A 19,820-nucleotide genomic window follows, 5' to 3' on the forward strand; every position below is an offset into this window, starting at 1 on the left:
TGCCATGGCCGCAAGTAAAGAGATCGAGGACCCGGAGTCGCGCTTCTCCGCCGTACTGGTGGGCGCAGCGAAGCTTCCGGGCGTGCGTATCAACAGGGACGCATATCTACGAAAGGCGCTATCCCGCTATTGCTCAGACGATGAAATTCGAAGAGCGATCGAGGAAACCCCGGCGGCGGCGGGTATCTCCCTCGATATTTTGGACAAGGCCGCCAACGACTCCATCAACTACGAAGCCGCCAAGGTCAGTGCTCTTTCCGCGGCAGCAGGACTGCCCGGCCTGATCTTCCTTCCCGCCACCGTGCCCACCGACTTGGCCCAGTATTTCGGCCACATGCTGCGCATCGCCCAGAAGCTCGCCTACCTCTACAGTTGGCCCGATCTGTTCTCCGGTGACAGCGATGACATCGACGACGCGACCAAGGGAGTGCTCACGCTCTTCTTCGGCGTGATGTTCGGCACCCAATCGGCGAACGCCGCCGTCGGGAAGGTCGCGGAGGCGATGTCGAAGCAGGTCGCCAAAAAGCTTCCCCAGAAGGCGCTCACCCAGGGCGTTGTCTACCCAATGGTGAAGAAGGTCGCGAAACAGCTCGGCATCGAGATGACGAAGAAGACCTTCGCGAGAGCCGTATCAAAGGCTATCCCTGTCGTCGGCGCCGTAATTTCCGGCGGGCTTACTCTCGCGACCTTCCTTCCTACGGCGAAGAGGCTGAAGAAGCACCTCGCCAGCTTGGAAATGACGAAGCCGAAGCTCCGGGCCCCGGATGTCGAAGTCGTAGAAGTCGTGGAAGTCCATGAGCCCGTCGCCACGGACTACGTCGAACAGTCCGACGAGGACGGCTCTGCCTCCAGGTAGAGGATCCGCCGCTGAACCATGGCCGCCGGACGGCTGCGGCTCGCCGATGCATCCGGGCCCTGGTGAGCCCGGATGCGTCAGCGGCGCCCCAGACGCACCGGCAGGGCGCTCACGACCGTACGAGCGTCAGATACGGTCCTCCGACGAAGCCAGCCCGACGAACCCCGCCCAGGTCTCGTGGGAGACGGTGAGTATGGGGCCGGCGTCAACCTTCGAGTCCCGGACGTGCACAACTGCCGTAGCAGGCGCGACCTCTACGCAATCACCGCCCTCGGTCCCGCTGTAGCTGCTCTTGAACCAGGCGAGGCCCGAGGCGACGGTCGAGGACTCAGTGTTGTTCATAGTGATCCCAGCACCCCTTCGATGAGCTCCAGCGACTCTCGCGGACTGAGAGCCTGAGATCGGATAATCCCATAGCGAGCGGCGGCCAGAACCCCTTGCTCAGGGTCGGTCTGCAGAGAACCGACCCCTTGTGCCTCGGCGTAGACGAACTTCTTGCCGTCCTTGCGCGTAACGACGGTGAATGGCCCGTTCACACCGGCATTGTCCTCGCGATCGACTGGCATGACCTGGACTTCGACGTTGCGTTTCTGACCGATCAGCAGCAGGTGCTCCAACTGCCCACGCAGCACGGACTCGCCTCCGTAGGGGCGCCGCAGGATCGCCTCGTCGAGGACGAAGCTCAGTAGCGGCGCGGGGCGACGATCAAAGACGTCCCGCCGGGCCAGCCGTGCCGTCACTCGCTGCTCGGTGGTCTCCTCGTCCAGGGGAGGACGCCTCATGGCGAGTAGCGCCCTCATGTACTCCTCTGTCTGAAGCAGCCCCTTGACCACCAACGTGTCGTAGGCGACCAGCTCGACGGCCTCCTTCTCCAACCCCGCCATCCCCTGAAAGAACACCGGATACTGCGCCCGCTCCACCTGCTCCTTCCACAGGCACAGCAGCCCCCCGGCCCCCAGCACCTCATCCGCCCGTTCGATCGCCCCGGGCGACGGAATCCGCCGCCCCTGCTCGAACGACGCGACCGTGGACGCCGAATACCCGATCCGCCGCCCGAACTCCTCGCGCTCCAGGCCCTCCCGCACGCGCAGCGTCTTCATGGTCTGCCCGAACGCGACCACGACGCCCCGACCCGCGTCGTCACCCGGCCGCCGCCCAGCCCCGTCGTCGTTCTCCCACCCGTCCCCGAGACTCACGACCCCGGTTCCCGTGCCGGCGCTGTCGTTCTCGTGCTCCCCGGGAATCGCCTCGGCCCCGGCCTCCGCACCCTTGTGCTCCGTCATGTCCACCACCGCCTCTTTCGCTCAACGCCCCCGCCGGGGACGCCGTCACGGCGCGCAGCTCCTACCCGTGGCGACAGCGCGCGTACATCCGCCCTCTGTCGCTGCGTCACCAATGGTCACGCTACGCGACCGAGGGCACGGTGAGAGGCGTGACGACGAAACCCATCAATCCCACCGACACCACCGAAACCGACCAACCCACCACCCCCTGCGGCCCCTTGAAGAAGACCCCGCCACCGACCCACGCCTTCGAGATGCGCTTCACCTCCACACCCCGCGGAGCCCGACTCGCCCGCCGTCTCGCAGCCGTCCGCCTGGACGAGTGGGGCATCCCGTACGGCACCGACCCGCACGACGCGATCGTGCTGATCGTCGCGGAACTCGCCGTGAACGCCGTGCAGCACGGCCACGTCCCCGGCCGGGACTTCCACCTCGGCCTCAACGCGACCCCCGACGGCCGCACCGTACGCGTGGAAGTCACCGACACCCGTACCGAAAGCCACCCCCGCCGCCCCACCGCCCCGGAGGAGACCGACGGCACCGGCGAGACCGGCCGCGGCCTGCTCCTCGTATCGCGACTCGCGACCCGCTGGGACTGGCACCCGCGCTCGGACGGCCCGGGCAAGACCGTTTGGGCGGAGTACATGCTCCGGTCTCCATATCCTCTGGTAACCCGGGTTATCGAGTAGAAGACACTGCAACAAGGCGTTCCGCTCCTACGGTCCTCACATCAGTACGGGAACCACGGGAGGCACACATGGACGACGCGACGGACCGGACCCCCGACAACGCACTGCCGTTGCCGGAACTGGTGGAGGCCCGGCTGGCCGGTGACCGCAAGCTCACCGTTTCGGTGAAGACCCTCATCCGCGAGGCGCTCGGCGGCTCCGGCAACGCCGAAGACGGCGTACGCGCCTCCTCCCCGGGCCCTCTCTACCTGAGCAAGGTCACCGTCACCGGCTTCCGCGGTGTCGGCTCCCAGACGCTGCTGAAGCTGAAGCCCAAGCCGGGAGTCACCCTCGTCGTCGGGCGCAACGGCTCCGGCAAGTCGAGCATCGCCGAGGCCGTCGAGACCCTGTTCACCGGTACCAACGCGCACTGCTCGGCGCAGCACCCGAGCCACGCCGTCCGCTGGCGCAACCTGCACCACGGCGAACAGACCGCCGTCGAGGCCAAGCTGACCGTCGAGGGCGACCCGTCGCCGAGCACCCTGACCCGCACCTGGACCGGCCACGCCTTCACCGACTCGGAGGCCGTGCTCAGGCGGCCGGGACACGGCACCGTGCCGCTGGAGCAGGCCGGCTGGGAGCGGGCGACCCGCGCCCACCGCCCCTTCCTGTCGTACGCCGACCTGGACAACCTGATCAACGGCAAGCCGTCCGAGATGTACGACAACATCGCCGCGATCCTCGGCCTCGACCACCTCAACGCCGCCGCGCGACGGCTGACGGCCGCGAAGAAGGAACTCGACGCCGTCGTGAACGCCGAGAAGGAAAAGAAGCCGCTTCTGCACGCGGCCCTGGAGGAGGCCGGGCACGACGACCGGGCGCTCAAGGCTCTCCTCGCGATGGAGGAGAAGGGAGACGGACCGGACCACGCCGTACTCGACGCACTGGTCGTCGGCGCGTCCACGGCCGACGAGGGACGGCTGCGGGAGGCACGGCTGGAGGCCGCCGCCGAGACCGAGGCACCCGACCTCGACCGGGTCGGTGACTCCGTCGACGCACTGCGAAGTGCCGCCGCCGACGTCGACGACCTGAAGGGTACCGCGGCCGCCGACGCCCACAGCAGGGCCGAACTGCTCCAGGCGGCCCTCAGCCACAGCGACCGTCACGCCGACGACACGGCCTGCCCGGTCTGCGGTACGGAAGAGGCCCTGGACCGGGAGTGGGCCACGCGAGCCGAGGCACAGATCGCCGCCCTCCTGTGCGAGGCCGAAGCCGTACGCGAGACCGAGGCCGCTCTGCGCACCGCGACGCGCGCCCTGCACGACCTGATCCTCCCGCCGCGGGACATTCCGGCCGCGCTCGCCGAACCGTGGGAGGAATGGGGCGACTGCCGGCGGATCACCGATCCCGCCGAACTCGCCGACCACGCGCTGAAGGCGGCGGTGACACTGACGGACGCGTGCGCGATCGTGGCGGGGTCGGCGCGCCGGGAACTGGCGGCCAAGGACGAACGCTGGCACGCGGTCGTCGGCCCGCTCGCCGAGTGGACGAGGCTCTCCCGGGAGGCCGCGGCCGCCAAGCCCCGCAGGACGGAGGTCAGCGCGGCCCTCAACTGGATCAAGAAGCTCACGACCGAGATCCGCGACCTGCGCGTCGACGCCTTCGCCGGCCACACGCAGCGGATCTGGGAGAAGCTGCGTCAGCAGAGCAGCGTCGACCTGACCCACGTCGGCCTGCACGGCAGCGAGAGGGCCAACGTCCGCAAACTGGTCATGGACGTCACCGTCGACGACACCGAGTCGGCCTCCGCCCTGAGTGTCATGAGCCAGGGCGAACTGCACTCGCTCGCCCTCTCCCTCTTCCTGCCCCGCACCGCCACCGCCGACAGCCCTTTCGGCTTCGTCGTCATCGACGACCCGGTGCAGTCCATGGACCCGGCGAAGGTCGACGGCCTGGCCCAGGTGCTCGACGAACTCGGCCGCGACCGGCAGGTCGTCGTCTTCACCCACGACACGCGGCTCCCGCACGCCTTTCGCAGTCAGAACCTGCCGGTGACCGTGCTCAAGGTAGAGCGCGGCGAAAAGTCCAAGGTCCACGTCACCGCCGGCATCGACCCGGTCAAGGAGGCCATCGGCAACGCCATGGCCCTCGCCAGGACGGAGAACTGCTCCGACGCGGCCCTGCGCCATGTCCTGCCGTCCCTGTGTCGGGAGGCCCTGGCCACCGCGATCGTCGAGGCGGCCTGGCTCCGCCGCAACCGCACCGGGCAGCCCGCGGACCGCCTGCAGGCAGCCCTCGACGAGACGGAACGGCTCCTTCCGCTCGCGTCGTTCTCCCTCTTCGACGACGGGTCCGTCCACACCGACGAGGACGTCAAGGACAGCCTCCGCTCTTTGTACGGCCGTGAGAGCACGGTTCTGATCCACCAGTGCCAGCAGGGTGCCCACCCCGGCGGATTCCTTCCGCACGACCCGGTGGCCTTCGTCCGGAAGGTCGAGAACCTCGCCAACGAGATCCGCAAGCCGGGGGCGAACGCCTGATGTCCCTCACCCCTACCGCCGCCCTCCTCGCGACCGCCACCACCCTCCTCGCCGACGGGGCGGACGCAGACGGTCCGCTGACCCCGGCAGGCCGCGACCGCGGCGCAACCTATGCCCTACGGATCGCCCTGGAATCATCCGTCGACGCGGCCCTCGCGGCCGAGGAAGCCGGACTCGGCGAACTCCGCAGCATGCGTGCGAAGCTGCTCTGCCTGCACCACTACGCCGGCCCCGCCCGGGCTCGTCGGGTCAGCGCTCTCTGGAATCGTCTCAGCGCGGGCTGCAAGTACCACCACGACGAACTCGGCCCGAGCCACGCCCAGGTACGCGCCTGGCGAGCAGCCGTTGAATGCCTTGCAACGGAGCTCGCCGCGCCGGTCGCGTCTCGGCGCCCACCTCAACGGGCCGGTGGCGAGGCGCTGGCGGGGGAAGACCGCCCCGGTGGCCGATAGGGTTTCGCGCTGTGGAAATCGGATCTCTGGTTGAACAATACGACGGTGGTTCAGTACGCCGAGTTGGTACGGTTCGTGCCCTGAACGAGACGGAAGTCGCCGTTCAGTGGGAGGGCGGTGAGCGCGAGCATGTTCCGGTGCCCGTGCCGGATTCAGTGAGGAGTCTCGTCCCGGGGACGATCGGGTACAGGGCCGCCACCGACCTTGTCGCTCTCCAGGCCGACTTCGAAAGCGATCCCGTCGGGGTGCTGGTCGAACTGCTCCGCGACGTGGGTGAGACGATCAGCGTCGCCGCGCTCAAGAGGCGTGTGACGAGCCTGGGGATCGGCGTGGGAACGCAACTCGGCGAGTGGAACGAGGTGCGCGAGTCGCTCCGCACCCATCCTGCGATCCGGGCAGAGGGCAAGCTCTGTGTGCGATGGGCCGGGCAGGAGGGAGCGAACCCCAAGCGTCGTCGGCGACGGTCGGGGCCGGAGGCGCTGCGAGAGTTGGCGGAGAAGCCCAAGAAACGGGCGTCCACCAAGCAGTCATTGTCCGCGGTTGTCTCCGCCCGGCTCGATGAGTTGACGTCGCCGTACGAATGGCTCGCCGCGCATGCGCTTGACGTACCCGTGACCGACTGGCCGCAGCGCTGGGCGGAGCCGCGTCCGACGAGTGTGCCGGAAGACATCCGCCTGGTAGCCGTTCAGCACATCACTGCCATGTCGCGCGCCAGGAACCGTGTCGTTCTTCCCGGTGCCGAACCCGACCCGGACGCTGTGAAGTCCGCGGAGATTCCGTCACGTCTCGGGCTCCTTCCGTTGCTCGTTCCGCTCGTGGTGATGCCCACCGCGAGTCTCGCGGCGGACAAGGCGGCCAAGGCAGTCAAGGGCGAGCACGCCTGGGACGCCTTGCGTGCCGGGATGGAGTGCTTCGAATTCTCCCTGTCCGTGGGCTCGGAGCGTGAGGCCGGACCGGGCCGGGACGAACTGTTGGCACCTCTGGCCACCAGAACCAGGGAGCTCCTGAAGACGGTATTGATGAAGCGCCCCAAGAACGACGACCTGGCCCTGGCGTGGCTCGACTTCGTGGAGGACATGTCGTCCCGGGCCTGCGCGTTGTTGGCGGATCCTCGGATCGGGGATCGGCGGAATGGGCTCGTTCGGGAGTGGGCTACGCACGTGGCAGCGCATCCGGCTATTCCCGCGCAGATCAGAGAGGCGGCCAGAGCAGCCCACACCACCGTTGAGGTTGATGCGGATGGCATGGGTGACGGCGAGGGCAGCGCGAAGCGTCAGAGCACCGACGCAGAGCCCGACACGCCGACGCCGCTTGCGGAAGACACGGAGTCCACGGGCATCGTGGACGCAGCCGACGCAGCCGACGCAGCCGACGCAGCCGACGCAGCCGACGCAGCCTCGCCCACAGACACCGTGATCGTGGCAGACGACCTTCCCCGAGCCGACGCGGAGGACGTCGCCTCGGCCGAGGCACCCGAGCCGCCGCAGGAATCCGAGCAGAACCGACGAACCGAACTCGTGGCACTCACCCGCCGGCTGGCGGAGGAGCGGAGTGCAGCCGACGCGGCCCGGGCCGAGTACGAGCGGGAGCGCCGGGCCGCGTCGGACGCGCTGGCCGAGGCGGAAGCGACGGTGAAACGGCTGCGGCTTCGCATCGCGGACGAGGAGAAGCTCCGTGCCGAGTCCGAGGCACGTGCCCGCGCCGCCGAGTCCAAGTGGGAGTCGGCCCAGCAGGACCTGGAAGAGGCGGCTCAGCGCGCCGAGGCGATGACGCGTCAGCTTCGGCGGCGGGACGACGAACTGCGGCAGTCCCGGCAGACCGCGCGCGGGGCGTCACAAGCGCAGTTGCGTCAGGCCAGGATCGACACGCTGCGCCTGCTTGCGACTGTACTCACGGAAGTCGCGGACCAGGCGATCCACGAGGCCGAGGAGGCAGGGCCGGCGAACGCTCTCTACCGGAGGGCCCTGGCGCGAGCGGCGGCGGCCGACGTGCTGGACTTCGGCGCGCTCGGCGAGGAGACGGACTACGACCCGGAGAGTCACCGGGCCCCGGGCGGACCGGCGCCGCGCGTGGTCGTGGAACGGCCGGGCTTCGAATGGCGGGGCCCTCTCGAAACCGGACCCATCGTGCTGGAACCGGCCGTCGTCCGAAGGGCCGAGCAGTAGGCAGGACAGTTCATTCACACTGCCGGGACCGATGCCCGGCGCCAGTGCCCATGGAGGACATCGGTGCAGCACGACAAGCCCTTGATCGGTATCGACTTCGGTACCGCGACCACACTGGTGAGTCAGCGACTTCCCGGTGGTGCGCCGGAGAACGTGCCGATCGGACGCCGTACGGCCTGGATGCCGAGCGTGATAGCTGTTTCCCCCTCCAACGAGCTGTTGTTCGGCGAAGGTGCGGAGGCCGCGGCCGGGGCAGCGGCGCTGCGGTCGGTGAAGCAGTGCATCACCCTCGGTCTGACGCCCGACGCGCTTCCGGGCCAGAAACGGGCCGCCGGCACCGTCCGCCACTCGGCGGATACGCTGATCAAGCGGTTGCTGGAGCACGTACTGCTGCGAGCCAGGGCCGCCGGAGCGGACACCGAGGACGCCCACTTCCGTCTTGCCTGCCCCGCCATCTGGGACGGACCGCAGCGCAGGCGGCTCGCCACTGTGGCCAGGGCCGCGGGCATACCGGTGGCCGTCGGGGACATCGTGGACGAGCCCGTGGCCGCCGGACTCGCCTGGTCGGAAGGGCTCTACTGGGAACTCGGCGAGGAGCGGCCCGACGGAACCACGCTGGTCTTCGACTTCGGCGGGGGGACCCTCGACATCGCCGTGGTGGAGGTCGCCGAATCGCTCCAGGACGGCAACCCCGAGCTCACCGTCCTCTCGGCACGGGGCGTGGCCGGGGCGGGTGACTCGCTGGACGAGCGCATCGCCCAGGACCTGGAACGGGACCTGGAGGCCGAGGGCCTGGCGGTGGACCGGATGCCGGATCCCCCCGCCCTCCGGGCGTTGCTCCTGGCGGCGGCCCGACGCCTCAAGGTGCTGCTCTCCGACACGCGGTACGACGAGCAGTCGGTTCCGGTCGGCGGCGGATACACGGAGCTGCCACTGCTCACCTACACGCGTCGGCGGTTGGAGCGGGCGTTCCGGCCTCAGATGGAGCAAGCGCTGGAGCACGTCAGGGCCGCCCTGTGCGAGGCGCGGCTGCGCAGGCGTACCACGCCCGACCTCGCGCGACTGGTCCGTACGCCGTTGTCGGAACTGGCAACGGATGTGCAGCACGTACTGCTCGCCGGCGGAATGTCCCAGGTGCCCCTGGTGCGCCAACTCTTCGAGGAGGCGTTCCCTCATGCCGAGGTGGCGTACGACAAAGCGCTGGAATCACCGGAGCAGTCGGTCGTGACCGGCCTGGTGGTGCACGACTACCACCGGCTCAATCTTCCCCGGCCCGGCTTCGACCTGGTGCTGGAGTGGGACGACATGGACGGAGGCCGACGGAGTGAACTGCTCTATCCCGCCTTCGAGCCCCTCTACACGCCGGACCAGGTGCTGCGCCGCGAAGAGCTGGCCCGCCACTGGAGGGGCACACCGGACGTTCACAGGGTCACCCATGCGCGGATCCGGGCATTGGCTGTCGACGGGGAACCAATGGACTTCTCGGTGGAAGGCAGTGCTCTGCCGTATCTGCCCGTCGTACTCCATCCGAGGACCGCGTTCTCACTGGCGCTGCGGCTCAACGGCGAGATGGTCGTTCACGACTCCACCGCCCGGCCCATGACGTTCAGGGTGGAGAGGTGGCCCGTGCTCCGGGCGGGAGAGAAGAGCGCCATCCCTCTGACGCGTGTGCGAAGGGAGGGCCAGGGCTACCAGCCCCATTCCTTCACCGACGAGTACTCCCATCCGTGGCAGTGAGACATCCGTGGCAGTGAGGCGACGGCAGGTGGCCCGGGTCAGGTCATGACCTTGGCCACCGACCGGTGGGCAAGGGCCGGTCAGGCTCCTTCGACCAGCACGAGAGCGACCGTCTCCGTGGACAGACTGAAGCGGGAGTCCCGCTCCATCTGAGCCACCAGGGCATCCCGCCGGGTCTCCAGGTGCGTCACCCGGCTCTCGTGGAGGCGACGGATCGAGGGATGGGCCACCTCGTGGGCGAGACGGCGGGCCCGCGTGATCTTCAACTGGAAGGTGTCCCTCACCGTCGCGCGCCTGCCTTCGGTGAGCCGGGTGTTCTCGGCCTCGTAGAGTCGCTTGGTCGTGCGCTCCTGCACGGCCGCGAGGGCCTGTACCTCGTCCAGCGTCTCGGCGATCAACGCGTCGACGTCGTCCGGCAGCCGCCCCTCCGTGCCGGTGAGTTCACCGCGGGCCAGCGAGGTCAGCAGCGCGGTGCCGATCTCGGGCACCTCCCGCATCGCCAGGGTGTCGACCGCGGTGGTCCACAGCTCGCGGCGCGAACGAGTGCCATCCGTACGCGCCAGCCGAACCTCCACCAGATAGCGGGAGCCGGGTGGCAGGCCGGGCAGCCGTGCCCTTCCGTAGCGAAGGAGGAGGTCGGGGTGCTGCTCGTACCACCACTGGGCAGTGCGCACCAGCGGATGGCGCACACTGAGCAACGGGGCCCCACTCGCGGACGAGGCGCTCGCGGTCAGACAGAAGCGTGTCGGTGAGCCGCTTTTGAGTCTGGCCAGCAGATCGCCGCGAGGGTGGGGGAAGGCGCCCGTGTCCATCGTTTCGTACATCGCCTTGAGCAGGTCGCCGCTGCCCGCGACGTCCACCAGGTCGTCCTCGTGGGGGACGTCACGGAGCAGCCCGTATCCGCTGTCGTCGAGGAAGCACTCGACGAGTCCGCGGATCTCCCGGGCGCCCAGGTAGCGCCCTCTGCCCGGGCTGGTGTCGTCGAAGCCCTCGATGAGCAGGCCGTCCAGGCCGGTGAGCAGGGCCTGGGCGTCGTTCAGGCTCTCCAGGTCCTTGTTCCGGTCCACCCGCGCGACCGCGATCCGGTCGACCTGGCGGTGCCGTTGCTCGCGGGTGAGGTGAGGGTCCAGGACGATGCGGTGCAACTCCTTGAGGCGCCCGCGCAGGATCGGTTCGAGTTCTCCGATGGAGTCCTGGAAGACCCCGATGCGTGCGTAGAGGCGCTGGAAGATGTCGGTCTCGATCGTGCCGGGGACCTGCATGTTGAAGATGAAGATCTTCTCGTGCCGCTGCCCGAACCGGTCGAGCCGTCCGATACGCTGCTCGACCCGCATGGGGTTCCAGGGCAAGTCATAGTTGACCAGGACGTTGCAGAACTCGAAGTCCAGGCCCTCGCTGCCCACCTCGCTCACCAGGAGCAGGTCGAACGCGCCGGCACGGAAGTCCTTCATGACGCGTTCCCGCTCGGGCGGCGGGATTTTCCCGTGCATGACCCGGACCTTGAACTCCGGTGTCAGCCTCTCCTCCAGGTACTCCAGGGTGCGAGTGAAGAAGGAGAAGACCATCGCCTGCCGCATCCCCTTGGCGCGAGCACCGCGCAGCATGTCGGCGAACCGCTCGAACTTGGTGTCCACGGGGAGTTCCCGCAGCAGGGAGCGCAACGTCGAGAGATCGTCGGCCTGTTCCGCCAGTTCACGGGCGAGGCTCTCGGGCGAGGCGGCGGTTCCAGTACGGTTGTCGGGCGAAACGTCCTCGGAGTCGTCGACGACTCCCGACTCGTAGAGGAGTTCCTCGGCGGCTTCCTCCTCGGCCAGCCGAGGAGAGAACCGCTCCCGCAGCCGCTGCTGCATGGCAGGGATGCAGCTGGCCGCCTGCCGGAGCCACATCTGCGCGGCGAAGCCGGCGGCCATGCCGCTGCGGGCGGCACGTTCAAGACACCACGCGTGCAGGTCGTCGTAGAAGGCACGCTCCTGTGGGGCCCAGTGGACTGCGACGTCCTCGGCCTCACGCAGGGCCTTGCGGTCGGGGGTGTCGGCCTTGCGCGTCCGGTTGACGACACTGGCGAGGGCGTTGAGTTCGGCGATGCACCGCCGCGCCTCGGCGCGCTGCTGTGGGGACAGGGGCATGTCGGTACGCAAAAGCTCCTGGAGGCGCCGGAACTCGGGTCGTTGAGCGGTGATCCTTCCGTACGTGGAGGTCTGCATCCGCGTGAGCCGGGAGCGCAGGGCCTGAGCGCCACTCGCGGTGTCCGCGCCGCCCTCGGCGAGACCGATGGCCACCGAGTTCAAGTGGCGGTTGGGCTCAAGCTGGTTCTCGAAGACCTTGAGTTCCGGGAAGGAAGCCTCGTCGAGAAGGTGAACAAGGTTGTAGAGGTCCTGGTTGCCGAGGTTGAGGGGAGTGGCGGAAAGGAAGATCAGGGCGTCGGCCCAGTCGGCGAGCAGGGCTGCCGCGGCGTGACTCCGGCTGCTCGCGTTGCGCAGGTAGTGGGCCTCGTCCACGATCACCAGGTCGAACCGTGGCTGAAGGGCGACGAGTTCATCGAGCTGTCCGGCCCGCCGGAGTCGTTCCAAAGACACCACTCCGGCGAACGGTTTACTGGTGTCCCCACTGCGAAAGAGCTCCACCAACTCTGCCATGCCCTCTTTGTCGAGGACGCGCAGGTGCCGGTCGAAACGGTCGCGCATCTCGTTCTGCCACTTGGTGACGAGCGCGGCGGGACATACGACGAGCCCCCGGAAGTGCGTACCACCGCGCCGCTCCGAGGTCCGCCGCAGGTGGGTGCGCTGCTCCAGTTCATTCCAGATCAAGCCGGCTTCGATGGTCTTTCCGAGGCCGACCTCGTCCGCGATCAGCAGCCGTTGGCGGTCCGAATTCATCAGCTTGAGCACCGGCCGGAACTGGTAGGGCCGGAACACCGTACGGCTCGACTGGTACGAGTACACGACATCCGTGAGCGGCGTGCTCAGTTTGGCGAGAGTGAGGGCGAGGGCGGTGCGGTCGGCGGGAGCGGGTGACCGGAGAATCCAGTCTTCAGGGTCGTCCGTGCGGGGCGGAAGCGGCTCGAGATCCTCCTCGAAGGCCATACGGGAGCGCCTGTCGGCCGGGCCCTGCAATCTGTACTGGACGCCTCCGTCCCGCGTCGGTGTCGCTTTGATCACGGTGAAGGTCTCCCGTCCGCCCGCAAGACGGACGAGGTCGCCGGGAGCGAACGCGGGTGCGACCTTTTCGGGGACAGCGGCGCACCACTCCTGGTACTGAAGGAGGGCCTGGTGAAGCAGATGACCGTCGTCAATGTCGCGGAGGCGCTTTCGCTGCGGAGCAACGGCGGCTCCACCGTTGCTCAACGCGAACCCCACGAGAATCCCGCCGGCTCGCGATTCGAAGAGGTAGATGCCACCGGGCAGCTTGCTTCTGGCGGCGCCGCCACGTGCTTGCGGCACGGGGCACTGTCGTGCCGCGGGCACAGGGACCCGTTCCGAGCATGCCGGACTGTCGTAGAAGAAGTGTTGCGCTTCCCCCAGCGCCTCCGAAGCCGTGACTTCGGCTGAATCCCCCCAAGGGATGTACTGAAGTCGGAGCCGGTCGTCGTCGAGTGGCACGCCTGTCGCCGCTGGACGGGCTCCCCCCGTTGCCGCTGCTCGTTCCATCACCCTGTCCCCTGCCCGATTGAAACCGTGCCCCGGAACTCGAGCTGATCACCGCCCGCGCTCCGGGGAGACCGGTGTGGCCGGGGTTGCCGAGCTGGCCAACGAGGGAGGGGAATGGCGCTGCCGGGATGCCGCGTGGTGCCAGAACCGTCTCGTGGAACCAGGTTCGGCCCGAGCAAGACTACTTGGTGACAGTTGGTGGCCGCATGTCTTCTCCGTGCATGCCGGCGTCACTTGTGGTTCTCCACCGAGACCACTCGGAGCCGTCGGGAACATTCGCATTGGCCCGAAGGGGATCCGCCCCGCTCGTTACGTGTTCAGCCCGTGCCACGGCTCTGCTCCCGAAGTGCTCCGGGCCGGGGCCTGTGTCCACAGGGCGGCGCCCCGCCTCACCTGGCGACTGCGGGCGGGGCGAGAGGAGCGATCTCCCTGTCGAAGAAGTCGTGGAAGTCGTCGCCCCGCTCGTACAACGTGTCGAAGTCGGCCGAGGTCTCCAGGATCAGTGCTCGATCGGTGGAGCGATTGGCTCCTGCCGCGTTCCCGTCGTCGTCGTACTGCACCTCGTACATGGCGACGTCTCCGAGGATCACCACCTCGGGAACAGGGCGGTCCTTCTCGATGCCCGAGATCTCGCGGGCATCGAGCACCCTGATGTTGTCGCCCAGCTCCACGCGCAGACGCAGGACGAAGAGTTCCCATTGCACGTACGGGGTCACCGGGAAGTCGACCACGCGAAGGCGACGCTCCAGGATGCCCAGCCGTGCGGCGTTGCGGAACTGCCGTGCATAGACGTCGCGCTTCTCCTGGATGAGGGAAAGGGCGCGGTCCCATTCCCCAGTGGTGAAGGCTTCCCAACTGGCAAACCCGCGTTCTTTGAAATTCTGCCCTCGTTCCAGCTTGTTCAGGTAGCGAATTCCACTTTCGTAGACGCGGCGGAAGTCCGCGTGATATGTGGGGCGGTTCATGCGTTCTAGAGTCCCGCGCGGGAAGGAGTCAAACATTCGGGATATCCGGTTTCGCCGCGATCAGCATGTTCCTCGGGATGACCACGATCCGTTCATCCGCTCCGACGGAGACTCCGGCGGGCAGCTTTGCGCCCAGGGGTTCCGTGAGGTCACGGCCGATGACGGCGATGTCCCCGTTCTCGAGTTCCCAGATGTCGGGGCAGTCCGGGTTGTCGGTCGTGTTCCCCAACTCTTGTGGTGATTTCCCCAGACGTTGCTTGAATGTCGTGGCCGGGTCAGCTTCCCATGGCCTACTCATGGCCATCGCCCCCTTGGAGTCGGAGTCTCAATTACTTTAACGGTGAATGTGTCGGCTTGGCCATGCGAAAAATGGACACACTGAAGATGCCGTGACTTTCCCCTTGTTGTCCCATCCGGCGCATGAATGCAACGATGGGTAGTCGCGAAACGGTACTGTATCAAAATGCGGCAGATGTGAGCTATTTGGCATACAATCCGAAAATTTTAGTATTTTGGACAGGGGGAACTGTGGACCCGGAAACAGCATTACTCGCGCAGAGCGCGGGAGTCACATTGGTCACCTTGATGACAACCGACGCCTGGAATCGCACCCGAGAGGGCGTCACGCGGCTGTGGCGCCGAGCGCAGCCGGACCGGGCCGAGACCGTCGTCGCCGAACTGGCGGCCACCCGCGAAGACGCCCTGGCGGCGGGGGCCGCGGACGACCGGGAGACACTGGCCGAACTGCACGCGGAGTGGCAGGGGCGGCTGAGGCGGCTGCTCGCCGCCCGACCCGACATCGCGGCGGAGCTGCGCGAACTCCTCGAAGAACTGGACCCGGGCGGTCCGACAGGACCCGCGATCTCGCAACACGCCAGTGCGTCTGGCCACGCCCGCGTGTATCAGGCCGGACGAGACCAGCACAACGCGCAGCGATGACAGGCGCGATGGACGGCCACGCCGAGGACCGCGGCCGTGTCTACCAGGCGGCGGGCGACCAGCACATCAGCGAGCACCACCACCACGGCGACCACGGTGAGGAGGTGGCCGCGGCGCAGGGCCCCGACTCGGTTCGCCGTCCGGCGGTCGGCCGGCCCCCGGTCGTGCTGCGCGATCGCGCCGAGGTGCTGGAACGACTGCGAGCCAGTGTGCGGACAGAGCAGGGCGGTGAGGCCTACGTGCTGTACGGCATGGGCGGCTGCGGCAAGACCGCGGTCGCCTATACCTTCTTCCAGCTGGCCACCCGCGAGTGCGGCCGGGCGGGACTCTGGGTCAACGCCTCCGACCGTGCGAGCCTGCGTGCGGGCATGCTCGCTGTAGCGGCCGACCGGGGTGCCGGTGACGGCGAGTTGCTGGCCGCCCGCAACGGGCTCCGCCCCGCCGCCGATCTGGTCTGGCAGCATCTCGACCGATCCGCCGAGTCCTGGCTGCTCGTACTCGACAACGCCGATCACCCCGAGATCCTCCGGGACGGCAGTTGGCTGCGCACCAGTCCGCGGGGCACGGTCGTGGTGACCACGCGCCGTCCGGCCGCCCGCTGGTGGCCGGGGGCGGAGTTGCAGCACATCGGCGTACTGCCGCGTGAGGACGCCGCACGGGTGCTGCGGGACCTCGCCCCGCACAGTGGTACACAGCGGGAGGCGGCTCGGATCGCGGACCGGCTCGGCCGATTGCCGCTCGCCCTCACGCTGGCGGGCGGCTTCCTCTCCCAGCAAGTGCTCGATCCCTGGACGATGGAGACCTACGGGCGCCGTCTGGAGGAAGGAGCAGGGGTCGAGCTCATCGACCAGGGGGCCGATGACTTGTCGGAGGAAGACCCTCGGCACCTGGTGGGCCTGACGTGGCAACTGACACTTGACGCGTTCGAGGCCCGCGGCCTGCCCGAAGCGACCGCGCTGTTGAGGCTCCTGTCGCGGTTCGCCCCCGAACCGCTGCCGCTGTCCCTGCTCAACAGTCCCGAGATTCGCGGTGCTCTTCCGCGCGCCCGTTGCGAAACGGCTCTGAGGGCGTTGCTCGACCAGTCCCTGACCGAACTGGTCGACGTCGGCGAGCGGTGCGTACAGAGTCACGCGGTGCTGCTCGACAGCGTGGTCGCGGCGACCCCGGCGGACCTGGGGACGGTTCTCCACGCCACAGCGGTCCGACTGCTCGACGCGGCCGTGCCCGGGGTACCCGACGCCGGTCCGTACGATCCGTCGCTTCGGCTCCTGGTGCCGCACGCGCTCGCCCTGCTGCTGCGCGGCGGTGACCCGTCGGCATCGGCCGACGCACTGGCCGTGGCGACCAGGCTGTCCGCAGCCCTGTACCGCACAGGGGACTACGTGTCCGCCTGGGAGACCGCCCGCGCCGCCGGGCGCCTCGGCGTACGGCGGCTCGGCGCAGAGCACCGTCTTGTCCTGGCCGCCGACTCCAGGGCGGGACGGGCGCGTTTCCGGCTGGGCGAATACATCGAGGCCGAGCTGCGACTCAAACGCGTTCATGCGGCTCAGGAGCGACTGTTCGGGGCGGACGACCCCGACACCTTGGACAGCCGCCACGGCCTTCAGCTCGTACTCGGAAACCTCGGAAAGCGCGACGAGGCCGTATCGCTCCTTCGCTCCACGGTCGCCGGCAGGCGAAGGGCACTGGGGTCTGCCCACCCGCTGACCTTGCGCTCCCGATCCAGTCTGTTGGTCCTGCTGTCCGCGTCCGAGATCGTCGCCGACGAAGACGGCGCGCTGCTCTCCCTGCCCGCGGAATGCGTACGACTCCTCGGTCCCGACCACACGGTGACCTTGGGCGCCCGCCACAACCACGCCTGGGCGCTGTATCTACTGGGCCACTTCGACGAAGCCGACGAGGAGATCCGGCTTGTCACCGAGGTATACCGACGGCGCTTCGGCCCCGACCACCCGATCGCGCTCTCGGCGCAGCAGCTCCTGTCCCGAACCCTGGCCGCGCGGGGGCTCTTGGAGGCGGCCGTCGAGATCATGTCGGATGTGGTAGCCAGGAGGGAACGCGGCCTGGGAACCGACCATCCGTTCACCGTCGCCGGCCGGCGGCTTCTCGGCGAATTCACATCGGCGCAGTGGCACCCGCCTGGAGGAGCGCGCGGGTGAACGTCCCAGAGGCCCAGGGACGCTCAGACGCAGCGAGCGCAGCGAGAATGGTGTGCGGGGCTCGGCCCCGTCCACGACGCGGCGGTGGTGGCGGGCCGGTTCCTTCAAGCGCCCGCATGTGTGCCGGTGGAGGCCGACAACCCGCGGCCGTCGGGCGTGAGGACCGCGGACGACGTCACCGCGCACTGTGCAGCAGCGCGAACCGCGCCCCCTCCGGATCCGCCACCGTCGCGACCCGGCCGTACGGCATGTCCTGGGCGGGCCCCAGGGCATGCCCGCCCAGCTCGACGAGACGCTCCAGGGAGTCCTCCGCGTCGGCCACCTCGAAGTACGTCACCCAGTGCGGCCCCCGGTCGCGGGGCAGGGTGCCGCCGACGCCGTGGATGCCGGCGACGGGGCGGCCGTCGAGGCGCAGGGTCACGTAGTCGACGTCGGCGGAGACGTCCGGTTCCAGTTCGAAGCCGAACACCGTCTCGTAGAACTTGGCGACGCCGGCCGTCTCGTAGGTCATCAGCTCGTTCCACGCCGGTGTGCCGGGTACGCCCGTGACGGCGGTGCCGAGGTGTGCGGCGGCCTGCCAGACGCCGAAGACGGCGCCCGACGGGTCGGAGCCGATGGCCAGGCGGCCGGCCTCGCCGGCGTCCAGCGGGCCCACGCCGATCGTGCCGCCGCACAGACGTACCGTTTCGGCCGTCCGGTTCACGTCGTCGGAGGCGAAGTAGGGCGTCCAGGCGATGGGGAGCTGCCGGTCCGGGGGCAGTTGGCCGATTCCCGCCACCTCACGCCCGTCGAGCAGGGCCCGCGCGTAGGAGCCCAGTTGCTGCGGACCGGGCCGGAACTCCCAGCCGAACAGGGCTCCGTAGAAGTCGTGGGTCGCGGCCGGCCCGTGCACCATCAGGCTTACCCAGCAGGGTGTGCCGGGCGTGCGCCGGGCGTTCGTCTCGCCGTTTTGGCCGGCCGACCCCCGTGCATCCGTCATCGTCACTCTCTTCTCGGCCCTGCGCGGGCCGTGCGTCCGCTTCCGCTCTGACGGGATCCGCTCCGACAGGTCCGTTCTGACGGGTTCCGCCCCACCCCCACGGGTTCCGCTCCGACGGATCTCCGCGCCGATGCCGGCACCGGACCTGGGCCCGCGCTTCGGGCGGCCCCGTGGGGCAGTCCGGCTGCCCGTCCGGTACAGCATGTGCCCGAACCCGTACGCCTCGTGATCGGTACTGTCCGGCGGGCAGAGTAGCCCGACATCGGCGTCGCGGCCACTCGGTACGCCAGGATGGGGCCATGAACGCCATCATCTCCGCATCCGGACTCGCGAACGAACTCACGGGTGCCAACCCTCCCGTCCTGCTCGACGTCCGCTGGCAACTGAGCACGGCGAAGGCGGCCGGCGCTCCGCCCTTCGACGGCCGGGCCGAGTACGCGGCCGGACATCTTCCCGGTGCCGTCTACGTCGACCTGGACCGGGAGCTGGCCTCCGCGCCCGGCGCGGGGGGCCGGCATCCGTTGCCCGACGTGGCCGGGTTCGGCGCGGCGATGCGCCGGGCAGGCGTGTCGTCCGGCCGTCCGGTCGTCGCCTACGACGGCGGACAGGGGTGGGCGGCGGCCCGTGCGTGGTGGCTGCTGCGCTGGACGGGTCACCCGAACGTGCGGGTCCTCGACGGCGGGTTGCCGGCCTGGGAGGCGCCACTGTCGACGGACGTCCCGACGCCCGCGGAGGGCGACTTCGTACCGGTGCCGGGTGCGGCGGGGCTGCTGGACGCGGACGGCGCCGCCGCGCTGGCCCGGTCCGGGGTGCTGTTCGACGCCCGTGCGGGGGAGCGCTACCGGGGCGAGGTCGAGCCGATCGATCCGGTCGGCGGCCACATTCCCGGTGCCGTGTCCGCGCCCACGACCGAAAACGTGGCGTCGGACGGCCGCTTCCTGCCCGCCGACGAGCTCCGGGCGCGCTTCAAGACCCTGGGCGCCACGGAGGACGGCGAGGTCGGCGTGTACTGCGGCTCGGGCGTGTCGGGCGCCCACGAGGTGCTCGCGCTGGCGGTGGCGGGCATGCCGGCGGCGCTGTACGCGGGCTCGTGGTCGCAATGGTCGTCGGACCCGGCCCGACCGGTCGCGGTGGGGCCGGACCCCCAGTAGACCGGACTCGGGGTGGGCCGGACTCGCGGTAGATCGGATCCCGGTGGGCCGGACTCGGGGTAGGCCGGACCCTCAGCGGGCCGGAAGCCCGGTAGGACGGACTCGCGTTAGATCGGACCTCGGTAGGCCGGCCCCCCCCCGGCAGGCCTGTCCCCCGGTAGGCCGGACCCCTGGTAGGCCGGACCCCTGGTAGGCCGGACCCCTGGTAGGTCGAACCCCAGTGGGCCGGACTCGCAGTAGGGCCGCGCCCGGGGTGGGGCCGAGGAAGGAGGCCGGGGC

Annotated in this window: 15 protein-coding genes; 9 read left to right on the forward strand and 6 right to left on the reverse strand. The window is 69.1% G+C overall.

Annotated features, from left to right (window positions below; all coding sequences use genetic code 11):
• Window positions 1–4 precede the first annotated feature (4 nt).
• Window positions 5–856: a hypothetical protein gene (locus tag KUM40_RS12190; protein WP_217165829.1), complete on the forward strand. Its 852-nt coding sequence runs from the start codon at window positions 5–7 to the stop codon at window positions 854–856.
• A gap of 126 nt (window positions 857–982) precedes the next feature.
• Here the strand turns inward: KUM40_RS12190 and KUM40_RS12195 are convergent, their stop codons facing one another.
• Window positions 983–1,198 carry a DUF397 domain-containing protein gene (locus KUM40_RS12195; protein WP_217165830.1) on the reverse strand — a complete coding sequence of 72 codons (216 nt, stop codon included), beginning with the start codon at window positions 1,196–1,198 and terminating at the stop codon, window positions 983–985.
• The gene (locus KUM40_RS12200; protein ID WP_217165831.1) at window positions 1,195–2,139 is read right to left on the reverse strand and encodes a helix-turn-helix transcriptional regulator; all 945 of its coding nucleotides are present in this window, start codon (window positions 2,137–2,139) and stop codon (window positions 1,195–1,197) included. Before KUM40_RS12200 ends, KUM40_RS12195 begins: the two co-directional genes overlap by 4 nt.
• Before the next feature lie 149 nt (window positions 2,140–2,288).
• Here KUM40_RS12200 and KUM40_RS12205 point away from each other — a divergent pair, with 149 nt between their 5' ends.
• From KUM40_RS12205 to KUM40_RS12225, 5 genes are all read left to right on the forward strand, one after another.
• Entirely contained in the window at window positions 2,289–2,828 is a 540-nt protein-coding gene (locus tag KUM40_RS12205) for an ATP-binding protein (RefSeq protein WP_374227370.1), read from the forward strand.
• A 68-nt stretch (window positions 2,829–2,896) separates the two neighbouring features.
• Window positions 2,897–5,347, forward strand: coding sequence for an AAA family ATPase (locus tag KUM40_RS12210; protein ID WP_217165832.1), 2,451 nt, complete (start codon window positions 2,897–2,899; stop codon window positions 5,345–5,347).
• A complete protein-coding gene (locus tag KUM40_RS12215; RefSeq protein ID WP_217165833.1) occupies window positions 5,347–5,799 on the forward strand; it encodes a hypothetical protein in 453 nt (150 codons plus the stop codon). The genes KUM40_RS12210 and KUM40_RS12215 overlap by 1 nt, the downstream gene beginning before the upstream one ends.
• A gap of 11 nt (window positions 5,800–5,810) precedes the next feature.
• Window positions 5,811–7,964, forward strand: a complete 2,154-nt coding sequence (locus KUM40_RS12220) for a hypothetical protein (RefSeq protein WP_217165834.1) — start codon at window positions 5,811–5,813, stop codon at window positions 7,962–7,964.
• Window positions 7,965–8,027: 63 nt separating this feature from the next.
• A complete protein-coding gene (locus KUM40_RS12225; RefSeq protein ID WP_217165835.1) occupies window positions 8,028–9,701 on the forward strand; it encodes an Hsp70 family protein in 1,674 nt (557 codons plus the stop codon).
• A gap of 80 nt (window positions 9,702–9,781) precedes the next feature.
• Here the strand turns inward: KUM40_RS12225 and KUM40_RS12230 are convergent, their stop codons facing one another.
• The 3 genes from KUM40_RS12230 to KUM40_RS12240 form a co-directional block, all read right to left on the reverse strand.
• A complete protein-coding gene (locus KUM40_RS12230) occupies window positions 9,782–12,784 on the reverse strand; it encodes a DEAD/DEAH box helicase (protein WP_217165836.1) in 3,003 nt (1,000 codons plus the stop codon).
• Window positions 12,785–13,737: 953 nt separating this feature from the next.
• A complete protein-coding gene (locus KUM40_RS12235; RefSeq protein ID WP_217165837.1) occupies window positions 13,738–14,349 on the reverse strand; it encodes a DUF6879 family protein in 612 nt (203 codons plus the stop codon).
• Complete coding sequence (locus tag KUM40_RS12240; RefSeq protein WP_217165897.1) at window positions 14,342–14,611, reverse strand: hypothetical protein; 270 nt, start codon at window positions 14,609–14,611, stop codon at window positions 14,342–14,344. Before KUM40_RS12240 ends, KUM40_RS12235 begins: the two co-directional genes overlap by 8 nt.
• 230 nt (window positions 14,612–14,841) lie before the next feature.
• Here KUM40_RS12240 and KUM40_RS12245 point away from each other — a divergent pair, with 230 nt between their 5' ends.
• Window positions 14,842–15,252, forward strand: coding sequence for a hypothetical protein (locus tag KUM40_RS12245; RefSeq protein ID WP_217165898.1), 411 nt, complete (start codon window positions 14,842–14,844; stop codon window positions 15,250–15,252).
• Window positions 15,249–17,411 carry a tetratricopeptide repeat protein gene (locus KUM40_RS12250; RefSeq protein WP_217165838.1) on the forward strand — a complete coding sequence of 721 codons (2,163 nt, stop codon included), beginning with the start codon at window positions 15,249–15,251 and terminating at the stop codon, window positions 17,409–17,411. The genes KUM40_RS12245 and KUM40_RS12250 overlap by 4 nt, the downstream gene beginning before the upstream one ends.
• Before the next feature lie 175 nt (window positions 17,412–17,586).
• Here KUM40_RS12250 and KUM40_RS12255 read toward each other — a convergent pair whose 3' ends face one another.
• Complete coding sequence (locus tag KUM40_RS12255) at window positions 17,587–18,390, reverse strand: VOC family protein (protein ID WP_217165839.1); 804 nt, start codon at window positions 18,388–18,390, stop codon at window positions 17,587–17,589.
• A 299-nt stretch (window positions 18,391–18,689) separates the two neighbouring features.
• Here KUM40_RS12255 and KUM40_RS12260 point away from each other — a divergent pair, with 299 nt between their 5' ends.
• Window positions 18,690–19,541 carry a sulfurtransferase gene (locus KUM40_RS12260; RefSeq protein ID WP_217165840.1) on the forward strand — a complete coding sequence of 284 codons (852 nt, stop codon included), beginning with the start codon at window positions 18,690–18,692 and terminating at the stop codon, window positions 19,539–19,541.
• Window positions 19,542–19,820 lie beyond the last annotated feature (279 nt).

The organism is Streptomyces sp. AC512_CC834 (assembly GCF_019049325.1).
GTDB lineage: Bacteria > Actinomycetota > Actinomycetes > Streptomycetales > Streptomycetaceae > Streptomyces.

Bases quoted from the DNA above. Each gene is read 5' to 3' on its own strand.
- KUM40_RS12195 (WP_217165830.1), bottom strand. From the start codon at position 1,198: ATGAACAACACTGAGTCCTCGACCGTCGCCTCGGGCCTCGCCTGGTTC.
- KUM40_RS12250 (WP_217165838.1), top strand. From the start codon at position 15,249: ATGACAGGCGCGATGGACGGCCACGCCGAGGACCGCGGCCGTGTCTAC.
- KUM40_RS12200 (WP_217165831.1), bottom strand. From the start codon at position 2,139: ATGACGGAGCACAAGGGTGCGGAGGCCGGGGCCGAGGCGATTCCCGGG.
- KUM40_RS12215 (WP_217165833.1), top strand. From the start codon at position 5,347: ATGTCCCTCACCCCTACCGCCGCCCTCCTCGCGACCGCCACCACCCTC.
- KUM40_RS12190 (WP_217165829.1), top strand. From the start codon at position 5: ATGGCCGCAAGTAAAGAGATCGAGGACCCGGAGTCGCGCTTCTCCGCC.
- KUM40_RS12235 (WP_217165837.1), bottom strand. From the start codon at position 14,349: ATGTTTGACTCCTTCCCGCGCGGGACTCTAGAACGCATGAACCGCCCC.
- KUM40_RS12210 (WP_217165832.1), top strand. From the start codon at position 2,897: ATGGACGACGCGACGGACCGGACCCCCGACAACGCACTGCCGTTGCCG.
- KUM40_RS12230 (WP_217165836.1), bottom strand. From the start codon at position 12,784: ATGGCCTTCGAGGAGGATCTCGAGCCGCTTCCGCCCCGCACGGACGAC.
- KUM40_RS12240 (WP_217165897.1), bottom strand. From the start codon at position 14,611: ATGAGTAGGCCATGGGAAGCTGACCCGGCCACGACATTCAAGCAACGT.
- KUM40_RS12260 (WP_217165840.1), top strand. From the start codon at position 18,690: ATGAACGCCATCATCTCCGCATCCGGACTCGCGAACGAACTCACGGGT.
- KUM40_RS12255 (WP_217165839.1), bottom strand. From the start codon at position 18,390: ATGACGGATGCACGGGGGTCGGCCGGCCAAAACGGCGAGACGAACGCC.